Below are 13,744 nucleotides of genomic sequence, written 5' to 3' on the forward strand. Positions count from 1 at the left end.
TGACGAATGAAGGACAGCCAGGCGTAAAGAAAGCCCTTACTCAAAGCTGACAATATATAACCCAAATCTGCCAGCCCTTCTGAGCGCATCGGAGGACCTTTGATCTGTCCAAAGCGGACAAGTCAGAAGTTCAACCTTTACTCTGTCAACACCATGAAAGCGCTCCTCTTAATCACCCATGTTAGTCGCTTAGTCGTCGGCCTTTTCCTGTTCAGCGCACTCAACGGCCTGGTGTCCTGCAATCAGCCCGAAGTAATCAAGCCAAAACCTGGTCCCAACGTTCATATAGTCCGCAAAGTGCCGGTTATCAATCACAAACTGCCCCGCGTTCCTGACGAAAGCATTGATGGAAATCAGCCTCTGGAAGACCCGACGGATACTGTTGATCCGCAACCACGTTTCAAACCGGCGAACCTCTAGTGGGAGGTTTCCCGGCAAACAGGAAGAACCGTAGCGCAGATCAGAGCCACGTATGAGTTGAGCCGTGCTACGTTTTTTCCTGTTCAGTTGCTACCGCTTACTCGAATCCGGCCGATGGTTACGTGCAAACGCGCATTGGGCGGTTGCTTCGCATATGAACTCCCTTAATTTTGTCTGATTCAGGGCACACCAAGTACCTTCAGCGGGCAATGAAGACAAAAATCCTCCTGGTTGACGACGAAACGGATCTGGAAGATCTGTTCAGTAAGCGGTTTCGGCGCGAAATCAACGCCAATGAGTATGAGTTTGTCTTCGTCCATGACGGACTTGAAGCCCTGAACACCCTCGAACAGCAACCCGATATTGACCTCATTTTGAGCGACATTAATATGCCGGGCATGGACGGTCTGAGTCTGCTGGCCAAACTGCCGGACATTAACCCGATGGTCCGTGCCGTGATGGTAACGGCTTATGGCGATATGGACAATATCCGGACAGCCATGAACCTGGGTGCCTTCGACTTCCTGACTAAGCCCATCAACTTCAACGATCTCCAGCTTACTATCGAAAAAACCCGGCGTTACGTGAATCAGCTGCGCGAAACCGCCGAGCTGAAAGCCGTGGATGAAATGAAAACCCGCTTTTTCGCCAACATCACCCACGAACTACGTACCCCGCTTACCATGATTGTTTCGCCGGTTGATAAGCTGCTCGAAACCCCCGACCTGCCCACACCTTATCAGCAGCACCTCACGCTGGTTCAACGGAACGCCCGCCAGTTGCTCAGGCTCATCAACCAGTTGCTGGATATTAATAAGCTCGAAGCCCAGCAGATGGATCTGGTCAATGAGGTGGGTGATTTACCGGGGTTCATCGGACAGATTGTCGATCTGTTCCGCCCCTCGGCCGACATTAAAAATCTGGCTCTGACCTTTCAGACGGATATGTCTCCCGGCAACTACCTGTTTGATGCGGGCAAATGGGAGAAGATACTGTATAACCTCCTGTCAAACGCCATCAAGTTTACGCCCGCCGGAAGCATTACCGTCAGTCTTCAGCAAACGGCCACGGGCGTCCGGCTAATCGTACGGGATACCGGCATTGGGATTCCAGCCGACAAGATTGTCCACGTTTTCGACCGGTTCTACCAGATTGACAACGCCCGGGCGCGGGCCTACGAAGGGACGGGCATTGGGCTGGCGCTGGTCAAGGAATTAACCAGCCGGCTGGGCGGGACCATTCGGGTAGAAAGCCAGGCGGATAGCACCGGCGAACGATCCGGTACGGAGTTTGTGCTGGAGATTCCGGTTCAACTGGTGAGCGGTTACGTAGATGCCCAGCCCGTAGCGGCCCCAACCCTGGTCGTTGACCCGCCTTCAACCCCCACGGGAATAGAGCCTTCGTTCCATCCTAAAAGTTCTGACCAGGCCGCCCTGGTGCTGGTTGTCGAAGACAATGCAGAGCTTCGGGAGTTTATCGTGGCAGAGCTGGCCACTTCCTACCGGATTCGGGCGGCCGCCAATGGTTATGAGGGCTGGATACTGGCAAAGGAGGAATTACCCGACGTGATAATATCCGATCTGATGATGCCCCGCATGGATGGATACGCACTCATTGATCGACTAAGAACCGACCTGGCAACGGATCACATACCGGTCATGCTGCTGACGGCCAGTCTTGAACCAGATAGTAGGCTGAAAGGGCTCGAATACGGGGCCGACGAGTATCTGACCAAGCCGTTTCACGTTGGCGAACTGCGGCTGCGGCTGCGGAACCTGCTGAGCCGCCAGCAGAAATTACGCGATCATTATCGGCAGCAATTAGCGCAGCCAGATACAACGGAAACTTCTGAGACTGTACAGGATCAGTTTCTGCGCCGTTTGTATCAACTCGTTGAGCAGCGACTGGATGACTCAACGCTGAGCGTTGAATGGCTGGCCGATCAGATGGCGATGAGCCGTAAAACTCTTTACCTGAAAGTGCATAATCTGACGCATCTGCCGCCCAACGAACTTATTCGCCAGTACCGGCTCCGCAAAGCGATTGATCTGCTCCGGTTAGGGCACAATGCCTCCGAGACAGCCTATATGGTTGGCTTTGAATCCCCATCGTATTTCACCAAAGTTTTCCGGGAGTTTTATCAACAAACCCCCACCGACTACGTAAAGCGGTAAGACCAGCTCTGCTTTTGGGGCCTTTACTCATAATTGATAGTATCAGTAACATCAGTCATAGTTGAATCCGGGCTTTCCTGCCACCTTTGTCCAGGCAGTGCAATGGTCGTAGCCTAATCGGTGAAGACGCCTGCTCTAGTTAATCGGGTGCTGTGTTTCTATCCGCGCTATGAGTCAACCTTCCTCTTTTGGGTCGCCAGTTTTACTGGCGACCCATATCCAGAAAGTCCAGGGCAACTAGTTTAAAAAGATTCATACCAGCTTCTTCTTAATCAGCCATGATACGCTTACGCATACACCAGTCCGGACGCTGGCTCAGCCTCATCTTCTTTTTAGCCATCTACCTGGTTGGCTGTAATCCCAACGGAACCAACAGCCCTAAACCCGCGGCTGATCAATACCTGGTCAGCAGCACTACCCTGACCGAACTCAGCCGGGAGCAGCTGGCCACGCAGGCCGCTGCAATCAGTCCGGTCTATGCGGCCTTGTTGCGTCAGGGCATATCGGTGGTTAAGCTGGTTTACAACACCACTAACTGGGATGGCAGCGCCGTTCAGGCATCGGGTCTGCTGCTGGTGCCGAACACGACCACGGCGGTTCCCATGATCAGCCAGCAGCACGGCACTATTTTCGACGACTCCGAAGCACCCTCCAACTTTGGCCCGGCCAGCGAAGCCTATCAGTACGCCACGATTTTTGCCTCCATCGGCTATATCATGGCCTGTCCGGATTATATCGGTTACGGAGCCTCTAAAAACCTGCCGCATACCTACGAACACCGGGCGAGCCTGGCCCAGGCCGGTCTGGATATGATCCGGGCATCGCGCGAATACATTAACAGCCACTCTGCCATCAACTGGGATTCCCGGCTGTATCTGGCCGGCTATTCGGAAGGCGGTTACGCAACAATGGCTCTGTACAAGAAATTACAGGAAGAAACACCAACCGAGTTTAACCTCCGGGCAGTGTCCTGCGGAGCGGGTGCCTACGATAAAACCAGCTTTATGAAGGCCCTGCTGACCCAGAAATCGGCGGGGGTAGCGCAATGGAACCGGGCGTTTTTGTGGGTACTGCTTACTTACGACCAGCTTTACAAACTCAATAGACCTTTATCCAACTATTTTAAAGAACCATACTTAACCGAGGTTCAGACCAAACGACAGTTGGCTACGCTTGATGTCAGCTTCGATCAGGTACTGACCGATTCATTCAAAGCCGGTATTCTGGATGGCACCGATACAGCCTTTCTCAAGGCCGTCGCCGACAATGATATCTACGACTGGAGACCCCTGACAACTCTGCAACTCTATCACGGCGACGCCGATCCGCAGGTCTATTACCTGAACTCGAAGAATTGCTATAACGCCATGGCGACACGGGGCGCGGGCAGCACCGTACAGCTCTTTACGAGCGCCGGTAAAACCCACCTGCAGACCATTCCGGACTGGCTGCTTGGTACGTACAGCTTGTTTTCGACAGCTCGATGAGGCCTCACCTGCCTTAACGCAACGCGTTCTGCTTTCGCTATGTCCAACGAGCCGCCATATGATTCAGAACTGATTGATTGCTTTCGCCACTTTCTTAACCTGTGGGCGGAAAAAAGCGATCAGTCAATGCTGGCTATGGCCGAAGTCATTGCCCCTGATGTGACAGCCATCGGAACCGGCCGCCATGAGTTCATTTACAGCCGCGATGAAGCCCTTGATCTGTTTAAACGAGAGCAGCAATTTCCCCAGGTTCTTGCTTACAAACTTTTAAACATAACCACCCGCCAGACCAGCACGACGGGGATTGTGTCGGGCGATATAGAGGTTAGCGTTCCGGTAGAAAAAAATTCGCACCTTATCTACGTTCGGCAAACAGCTGTTTTTGAAAAAGTTAAAACGAAATGGGTACTCATCCATTGGCACATGTCAGTCCCGCTGACCAGGCAGGCTAACGATGAAACGTTTCGCATTGAAGCGTTGAAGGTAAAAAATCAGGAACTGGAGCAGTTAGTGGCCCGGTGCACCGTCCTGCTACAACGGAAAGCTGAAGAGCTGGAGCAGTCTACGCAACGACTGAAGGCCACTCAGGAGCAGCTCATGCAGAAAGAAAAAATGGCTTCTCTTGGCGAACTCACCGCCGGGATTGCGCACGAAATTCAGAACCCGCTGAATTTCGTGCATAACTTTTCGGAGGTCTGCACGGAACTGCTCGAAGAACTGGCCGACGAGCAGCAAAAAGCCGAACGCGACTCCGATCTGGAAACCGAGTTGCTGACTGACGTCAGGGAAAACCTGCACAAAATCGTCCATCACAGCCAGAGGGCCTCCTCTATCGTCAGGAGTATGCTCGAACACTCGCGTGCCTCCGTCGGAGAGAGTCACCCCACCGATCTCAACGCGCTGGTCGATGAGTATCTGCGTCTAGCTTATCATGGACTGCGGGCCAAAGACAAATCCTTTAACTGCCAGTTGACTACGCACTTCGATGCGCACCTGGGATTGGTTGAAGCCATTCCTCAGGATCTGGGGCGTGTGCTGCTGAACCTATACAGTAATGCCTTCTACGCGGTGCAGCAGCGGCAACAGCAAAGCAGTTCTTCGTATAAACCCCAATTACAGGTCAGCACCAGCCGCGCCGAGGGAACTGTTGAGATTCGGGTGAGCGACAACGGTATGGGCATACCGGAGAGCGTAAAACAGAAAATCTTTCAGCCTTTCTTCACAACAAAGCCAACAGGCGAAGGCACGGGGCTGGGGCTTTCGCTTAGCTACGATATCATCACCAAAGGCCACGGTGGGTCGCTAACCGTAACGAGTCAGGAAGGCGAAGGAACGGAATTCCGTATCTGCTTACCCGATTCACTGGTCCATGTTGACGGCTGATCATTTCCGGCGTCCGCGTAGCCACTGAAATTTTTCTGACCCTACAGGACCCTACACCAGCTGTGCCCGGAATTACAGCCACAATGGGTATGATTACTCGCTTGTATGTCTTTACGTATCCGAAGCCTGCTGCCAGTTGGATGGCCCGCAGGATCGGCATGTTTATTTTCTTAATATGACCATGAAGAACCGCAGAGATTTCCTGAAAAACGCCGGAGCGCTGACTCTAGGCGGCATAATACTTCCCCGATTAACCCAAGCTGAGTACCTGTTTAGTCCAGCGGCTTTGCGCCCCGTGGGTATTCAACTCTATACGTTGTTCCGGTCGATGAACGAAGACCCGCAGGGCACTTTGAAGCAGATTGCAGCTGCTGGCTACAAAGAAGTTGAATCGGCCTTTAACACGCGCGGGGGCTATTACGGCTATAGCGCCAAAGAGTTTAAGAAGGTAGTTGAAGATTTAGGAATGAAGTGGCGGGCCCACCATGCCGGAGGTGCTCCCCGTCGGCCCCGGCCCGCGCCCGCTGCCAGTACAGCCGCAACGCAACCGGCCAACCCAATGCCAGCAAACATGCCGCCGATGCTCAATCTGCGTGATAATTACCAGCAACTGGTTGACGAAGCAACCGAGGGCGGGCTGTCTTACCTGGTTTGTTCCAGTACACCCGTAAGCACGGTAGATGAGATCAATAAATCCATTGAAGTGTTTCAGAAAACGGGCGAAGCAGCCAAGAAAGCAGGCATCGGCTTTGCCTACCATAACCACGCCACGGAGTTTGACCCGGTCGAGGGCGGTAAAACCCCTTACGAGTTGATCCTGTCGCAGACCGATAAAGACCTCGTTAAGATGGAACTGGATCTGGCCTGGGCCACAAAGGCCGGTAAAGACCCGGTCGAACTGTTCAAGGGGCAGCCGGGCCGTTTCCCGCTCTGGCATATCAAGGACATCAAGTCGGACCTGAAAACCATTACGGAAGTAGGCAATGGCGTGGTTGATTTTAAACGCATTTTCACGGCGGCTAAACTGGCGGGGCTGAAATACATTTTCGTCGAGCAGGATATGGCCCCCGGCGTCGATAGTATCCAGACCAGCTATCAGAATCTGACGAAGGTTCTGGCCTGAGTCGTAACGGGCTAACAACCCAAAAGCGTCCTACGCAGGGCAATGAAAAAGCCGCTACTGCTTTGTCAGATGGCGGCTTTTTCATTGCTTTTACAGTAAGAATCAGCACCTATTAACCCGCTATCAGTAGAGGCAGGCCAATATTGTTTTTATAAGCTGGAGACCATTCGATTGCCGCCTAACCAACGTTTCAATGTTCAAATCATCCGCTGTTCGCTTTTCTCTCCTGTTAACTGCTCTGGCGCTGGCTACGGCGCAGGCGCAGACGTTACGTCCACCGGCTTATCCACTCATTACGCACGACCCGTATTTCAGCGTATGGAGTACGACCGACAAACTCACCGATAGCCCCACCCGCCACTGGACTGGTAAGCCGCAGTCGCTGGAAGGCGTTGTGCGCGTCGATGGAAAGGCGTATCAGTTTCTGGGCGCCCCGCCAACGACCTATGCGCCTATCCTCTCCACTGGCGAGTCGCAAGCGTATACGGCTCAGTACACGCTCACCAAACCCGATGCGGGCTGGGAGCAACCTGATTTCAACGCGCAGGGCTGGCAATCCGCACCGGGGCCATTCGGCGATACGCCCGAAGCTCGCACGGCCTGGCGCAACAGCAACACCGATAAGGACGGCATTTATGTCCGGCGCGAATTCACCTACGATGGTAAAACGGACCCGGCAAAGCTGCTGCTGGCGCTCAACCACGACGACGATATCACGGTCTACCTGAATGGTACGCAGATTCTGAACAAACCCGGCTACATCAACGAATATATCTATCTGCCGCTGTCGACCGAAGGGCAGAAAGCCCTGCGCACTGGCCGGAACGTGCTGGCCGTGCACTGCGTCAGTCCGCGGGGTGGTTCGTTCGTCGATGTGGGGATTGTGAATCCGATTACCTCGTCGGCAGTCGCTACGGCGACCCAGACGGGCGTAACCGTATCGGCCACGCAGACCGATTACACCTTTATGGCTGGTCCGGTGGATCTGCGCGTTAATTTTCTCTCGCCCCTGCTGCTGGATGAACTGGAAGTAGCTGCCCGACCCGTCACCTACGTTACGTTCGACGCCCGTTCGCGCGACGGAAAGTCCCATTCAGTTCAGCTCTTTTTTGGCGAATCGGCGACTCTGGCGACCAACACCGCCGGACAGGAAGTTATCGCCGACGCCGGCAGTACGACGGGGTTACGCTGGCTGAAGGTAGGAACCCAGCAACAGCCGGTATTGCAGAAAAAAGGCGATAACGTTCGTATCGACTGGGGCTATGCCTATCTGGCCGTACCGGAGCAGGCCAACGCTCAGTTAACGCCGGGTTCGCTGACAACTCTTAAAACGGCTTTCATGAACAAGGGAACACTCCCCGCTGGCCAACAGGCTACCGGAACGGCGCAGGAAAACGGACTGGCCGTGAGCCTGCCCATGGGTTCGGTCGGGACCACGCCCGTTCAGCGACACCTCATGCTGGCTTACGATGATCTCTACTCGGTCCAGTATTTTGGCCAGAATCTACGCCCCTGGTGGCGACGGGACGAAAAAACGACCTTACCGGCCCTGTTGCAGACAGCCGAAAAAGACTACGCCCGGCTGCGGCAGAAAAGCTCAACTTTCGACACCCAGCTTCGGGCCGAAGCCGAGAGAGCCGGGGGTAAAGCCTATGCCGACCTGTGTGTTTTAGCCTATCGCCAGGCTATCGCGGCTCACAAGATTGTAGCCAGCCCGAAAGGTGAGGTGCTGTTTTTCTCAAAAGAGAATTTTTCCAACGGCTCCATCGGCACCGTCGACGTTACGTACCCTTCGGCCCCGCTGTTTCTGGTCTATAATAATGAGCTGGCCAAAGGGCTGATGCGCTTCATTTTCGAGTACAGCGAGTCGGGTCAGTGGAAGAAGGACTTCCCGGCCCATGACGTTGGCACCTATCCGCTGGCGAACGGGCAAACCTATGGCGAAGATATGCCGGTTGAAGAAGCCGGTAACATGATGATTCTGACGGCGGCAGCCGTGCAGATGGACGGCAAGCCCGACTTTGCCCGCCAGCACTGGCCAACACTGACCAAGTGGGTGGGTTTCCTCAAGCGCGATGGCTTCGACCCCGCCAATCAGCTCTGCACCGACGATTTTGCCGGGCACCTGGCCCGCAACGCCAACCTGTCGGCGAAGGCCATTGTCGGTATTGCCTGTTACGGTAAAATGGCCCGGATGCTGGGCGATCAGAAAACTGCCGATGAACACCTGACGCTGGCCCGCGATATGGCCCGCCGGTGGATGCAGATGGACAGCGAAGGCGACCATTACGCCCTCACCTTCGATAAAACACCCGGCAGCTGGAGTCAGAAATACAATATTGTGTGGGACAAGCTCCTGGATCTGAACATCTTCCCAGACGAAGTGGCGAAGAAAGAAGTGGCCTTTTACCTGAACCACCAGAACCCCTATGGCCTGCCGCTCGACAGCCGCCGGACATACACTAAATCAGACTGGATTATGTGGACAGCCACGCTTACTGATTCAGACAAGGACTTTCAGGCATTTATTACGCCCATCTGGAAATTCGCCAACGAAACGCCGTCGCGGGTGCCGCTTACAGACTGGCACGAAACAACCAACGCCAAACAGGTTGGTTTTCAGGCCCGGTCGGTCGTGGGTGGCTACTTCATCAAAATGCTGGAAAGACGACTGGCGGCAAAGCGTTAACCTGAGTGGGCGTTAAGTCTGAGATTCTCTGTAATAGTCAGATACCTCTGAACCGTATGCGTATTTGTTCGTTTTCGCTGATAGCTGTTACGTTATTGTCAGCGGCTGCCCTGGCTCAGCCGACGGCTCCGCTGGCGAATCGTGCCCCGCTGGCTCCGCAAAAATACATGGAAATGCCCCTCGGCTCCATCAAACCCCAGGGGTGGCTGCGCGATCAGTTCCTGATTATGAACCAGGGCACGACGGGCCACCTGGACGAGTATTATCCAAAGCTGAAAAACGACAACGGCTGGCTCGGCGGCAAGGGCGACAACTGGGAAGAAACGCCCTACTGGCTCGACGGCGCCCTGCCACTGGCCTATCTGCTGGACGATAAACCCCTGCAGGAAAAGGTTCTGCGTTACGTCAACTGGTCGCTCAACAACCAGCGGCCGTCGGGCTATTTTGGTCCTTTATCAAAATACGAACGCGAGACCGGTAAGCCCGTTACGTCGGGTGAGCAGGGCGAAGACTGGTGGCCCCGCATGGTCATGCTCAAGGTCATGCAGCAGTATTACCAGGCTACCGGCGACAAACGGGTAATTCCGTTCATGACCAAGTATTTTCAGTATCAGTACAACAACCTGGCGAAAACTCCGCTGGGCAAATTCACCGAGTGGTCCACGGCGCGCGGTGGCGACAACCTGCTGACAGTTTACTGGCTCTACAACCTGACCGGCGACAAATTTCTGCTGGAACTGGGCGACCTACTGAACAAACAGACGACACCCTGGACGCAATACTTCGGGGGACGTAACTGGGTGATGGCGGCAGCCGCCCAGCAAAACGACACGGCCTGGATGGACCGGCACGCCGTCAACGTAGGCATGGGTCTGAAACTGCCGGTTGTCTATTATCAGGGCAAAAAAGCCCCGCAGCTGCTGGCGGCTTTCAAAACCGGCTGGACCGACATGATGACGCTGCACGGTTTGCCGCACGGCATGTTTTCGGGCGACGAAGACCTGCACGGCAACGACCCCACGCAGGGCGTAGAGCTGTGTGCGCTCGTCGAAACGATGTTTTCGCTCGAACAGGCCATCAGCATCACTGGCGACCCAATGTATATGGATGCACTGGAGCGTATGACCTTCAACGCCCTGCCCACCCAGACAACCGACGATTACAACAGTCGGCAATACTTCCAGATGGCCAATCAGGTGCAGGTATCGCGGGGCGTGTTTGATTTTTCGCTGCCCTTCGACCGGGGCATGAACAACGTGTTCGGGCCGTATGCGGGTTATACGTGTTGTACCGTAAACATGCACCAGGGCTGGACCAAGTTTGCCACGCACCTCTGGTATGCCACGCCCGAACAAGGCGTGGCGGCTCTGGCATACGCACCCAGCACCGTTACGTTTCCGGCAAGCGGTGGCACAATGGTTACCATTCAGGAAACGACCAATTACCCGTTTGCCGACCAGATCAACTTCGCCATCTCGGCTGCTAAACCGGTTTCGTTTCCGCTGGAGCTCAGGATTCCGGGCTGGTGCCGCGAGGCCACGGTGCTGGTCAATGGTCAGAAACTACGCAGCGACAAGGGCGGGCAGGTGATCCGGCTGATGCAGGTCTGGAAACCCGGCGATCAGATTACGCTGCAACTGCCGATGCAGGTAACGACCAGCAACTGGGGCCGCAATTCCCGCACTGTTGAGCGCGGACCGCTGGTGTATGCGCTTAAGGTTGCCGCGAAGGTGGACAAAAAAGAAGAACCTAAAGAAGGTACGTATTACGAGTACCGGCCCGAAAGCCCCTGGAACTACGGATTGCTTCAGTCGGTGGTGAAAGACCCTGTGCAGAACACGCAGGTTGTAGAGAAACCGTTTCCGGCTCCTTTTGTCTGGAATGAAGCCAGTGCGCCCATCGAAATCCGGACTACCGGCCGACAAATTCCGAACTGGCAGCTGGTAGATGGCGTTGCCCGCCAGCCCGTATCAGCCCGCGACGGGTACTACAAAGGTGAGGTAAGCGATAAGACCGACTCCTTGACGCTCATTCCGTACGGCTGCACCAAGCTGCGGATTGTGGCGTTCCCGGTGGTTAAATAACCCTGTACGTATCGTGGCGGTCAATTACTGTGAATTAACCGCCACGATACGTAAGCCTTACCCGATATGGAGTATTTGTTTGAGTTTCTTGCCCAGACTGGTTTCGTTTTCAGAGCCGACTTTACCGATCAGAAACCCGTAGGGCCTTAACGGTTCTACGTGGTCGCAGATGACCTTGATGATACCCAGCATAGGCAGCGCCAGGATCATACCCGGTATGCCCCAGACCGCTTCGCCAACCACGATCACCAGGATGGTGAACAGCGGATTGATACTTACCTCATTCCCGACTACCAGTGGTTCGATAATGTACGTCTGCGTAAACTGCACAACCCCGTAAACGACCAGGATACCCAGAATGGTGTTAGTGTCTCCTCCCTGCGCCATCGTTACCAGAATGGCGAGCGCGGTGCCGGTGAGGTTGCCGATAAACGGAATCATTTCAAGCAGACCGCACAGAATCGCCAGAAAGATGGCGTGCTTAACGCCGACGATACTGAAGCCAATCCCATACAGGACCCACAGAGCCGTAATCATTGCGGCAAGGCCAGCCAGATACTGCTGAGCCACCTCGCTGCTTTCCTGAAGAATCTTGCGGGTTTCCGGCTGTTTATCCGTCGAAACCATCTGGAGTACGAAGCTCCGCAGGTGGTTGCGGAAATATAGAAGCAGGAACAGATAAACCAGAACCAGGACGGTGTCAACCGCAACGGCCAACAGAGAGTCCAGAATAGCCATCACGATCCTGGAAACCTGTCCCCCACCCGAAGCCTGTTGCTGCTGGATAAGCTTCTGCTGCTGTTGCGGCTCAATACCGACTGTGTGCCGGATGAACTCCTTTAGCTGACCGACCCACTCAGAAATTCGATCTTCCACCCCCGATAGATCGCGGGTAAGCTCCGACGATTGCCAGGCCAGCAGCCCGCCAATTCCGGCGATTAGAGCCAGCAAGCAAACGATACAAAGAAAAGCGGCCCATGCCCGACTTACACCTTTTTTCTCTAATCGGTTGCTCAGGGGCAGAAACAGCATAGCCAGCAGGCCTCCAATTATAACGGGAACCAGAACTGTCCGGGCAAAATACAAGCCACCAAACAGCAGAATCAGAAAAAACAGAAACCGTGAGGGTTTTGCCAGTGCCTGCATTGAATGAATGGTAAAAATCGGTAACTAACCGCCTTCCGGCGGAACGATCGTCCGGCCAGTGCCGAACAGTTCTTTCTAAGCCGAGGCCAGTGATTTTTCTTTCTGGGTATTAATTGCCTCCAGCAGTTTGTCGTAAGGTTTATTGAACTTCTCGATGCCTTCCTCTTCAAGCTGCTGGCTGATGTCGTTCAGATCAATCCCGGCCTGCTCGATTCGGTTCAGAGTCTGCGTAGCCAGATCCATATCCGTTTCCAGTCGAAAATCGGCCTGGCCGTGGTCGCGGAAAGCTTCGAGAGTTTCCATCGGGATAGTGTTCACCGTTTTAGGACCAATCAGGGCCTCTACGTATTTCACATCCGAGAAGGCCGGGTCCTTACTGCTCGTGCTGGCCCAGAGCAGCCGCTGGGGGTTGGCACCCTTGGCCGCCAGGGGCTTGAACCGGTCGCTGCTGAATTCGCGCTTATAGATTTCATACGCTTTTTTGGCCGACGCAATGGCAACTTCACCTTTCAGGTCACCCAGTCCTTTTTCATCCAGCATTGGGTCGATCAGCACGTCGATACGGCTGAGAAAGAAGCTGGCTACTGACGCAATGTGGTCAATGGGTTGCCCGGCCCTGTCCCGCTCTTCCAGTCCCGATATATAGGCATCAATTACGGCTTCGTACCGTTCCAGCCCAAACAGCAGCGTAACGTTGATGTTGATGCCGTCGCTGATGCACTGACGGATGGCGGGCAGGCACTCGGCCGTACCGGGAATCTTAATCATAACATTGTCCCGTCCAACGGCTTTCCAGAGGGCACGTGCCTGGCGGAGCGTGCCCTCCATATCCTGCGCCAGATGGGGCGACACTTCCAGGCTTACGTATCCATCGGCACCCCGAACCTCTTCTTCATATACCGGCTTGAATAAGTCGGCGGCCCGCTGAATGTCGGCGACGGCCAGGCCATAGAAAATGTCCTCGTTGCTTTTCCCTTCCTGAGCGAGCCGCTTAATGTCCTCGTCATATTCGGAACCGCTGCTGATGGCTTTTTCGAAAATCGCCGGATTTGACGTAAGCCCCCGGACACCGTCCTCGTCAATGAGTTTCTGCAGCTCGCCACTGTCCATAATCTTGCGATCAATGAAGTCCAGCCAGATGCTCTGATCAAATTCGTGAATCTTCTTTACGTTGTTCGTTTCCATGATTGAGTCGTTTAATGAGTTACTTACTGAGTAATCCGTAGTGGATTACGGAT

Annotated in this window: 9 protein-coding genes; 7 read left to right on the forward strand and 2 right to left on the reverse strand. The window is 54.4% G+C overall.

Annotation, left to right across the window (positions count from 1 at the left end):
• Positions 1-153 precede the first annotated feature (153 nt).
• The 7 genes from HNV11_RS20115 to HNV11_RS20145 all read left to right on the forward strand — a co-directional run bounded on the left by HNV11_RS20115 (position 154) and on the right by HNV11_RS20145 (position 11,360).
• The gene (locus HNV11_RS20115; RefSeq protein ID WP_171741370.1) at positions 154-420 is read left to right on the forward strand and encodes a hypothetical protein; all 267 of its coding nucleotides are present in this window, start codon (positions 154-156) and stop codon (positions 418-420) included.
• Between the two features lie 209 nt (positions 421-629).
• Positions 630-2,594 (forward strand): hybrid sensor histidine kinase/response regulator transcription factor, encoded by a 1,965-nt coding sequence (locus tag HNV11_RS20120; RefSeq protein ID WP_171741371.1) that lies wholly within the window; start codon positions 630-632, stop codon positions 2,592-2,594.
• A 278-nt stretch (positions 2,595-2,872) separates the two neighbouring features.
• Positions 2,873-4,081 (forward strand): alpha/beta hydrolase family protein, encoded by a 1,209-nt coding sequence (locus HNV11_RS20125; RefSeq protein ID WP_240163593.1) that lies wholly within the window; start codon positions 2,873-2,875, stop codon positions 4,079-4,081.
• A gap of 39 nt (positions 4,082-4,120) precedes the next feature.
• Entirely contained in the window at positions 4,121-5,464 is a 1,344-nt protein-coding gene (locus HNV11_RS20130; RefSeq protein ID WP_171741372.1) for an ATP-binding protein, read from the forward strand.
• A 181-nt stretch (positions 5,465-5,645) separates the two neighbouring features.
• Positions 5,646-6,587: a sugar phosphate isomerase/epimerase family protein gene (locus HNV11_RS20135; RefSeq protein WP_171741373.1), complete on the forward strand. Its 942-nt coding sequence runs from the start codon at positions 5,646-5,648 to the stop codon at positions 6,585-6,587.
• Positions 6,588-6,780: 193 nt separating this feature from the next.
• On the forward strand, positions 6,781-9,276 hold the full coding sequence (locus tag HNV11_RS20140; protein ID WP_171741374.1) for a glutaminase family protein: 2,496 nt from the start codon (positions 6,781-6,783) through the stop codon (positions 9,274-9,276).
• 56 nt (positions 9,277-9,332) lie between these two features.
• Positions 9,333-11,360, forward strand: coding sequence for a beta-L-arabinofuranosidase domain-containing protein (locus HNV11_RS20145; protein WP_171741375.1), 2,028 nt, complete (start codon positions 9,333-9,335; stop codon positions 11,358-11,360).
• Between the two features lie 57 nt (positions 11,361-11,417).
• Here the strand turns inward: HNV11_RS20145 and HNV11_RS20150 are convergent, their stop codons facing one another.
• Together HNV11_RS20150 and tal are read right to left on the reverse strand one after the other, a co-directional pair.
• Entirely contained in the window at positions 11,418-12,506 is a 1,089-nt protein-coding gene (locus tag HNV11_RS20150) for an AI-2E family transporter (RefSeq protein WP_240163595.1), read from the reverse strand.
• Between the two features lie 75 nt (positions 12,507-12,581).
• Positions 12,582-13,691, reverse strand: coding sequence for a transaldolase (tal, locus tag HNV11_RS20155; RefSeq protein ID WP_171741376.1), 1,110 nt, complete (start codon positions 13,689-13,691; stop codon positions 12,582-12,584).
• Positions 13,692-13,744: the final 53 nt, after the last annotated feature.

The organism is Spirosoma taeanense, assembly GCF_013127955.1.
In the GTDB taxonomy this organism is placed as follows: domain Bacteria; phylum Bacteroidota; class Bacteroidia; order Cytophagales; family Spirosomataceae; genus Spirosoma; species Spirosoma taeanense.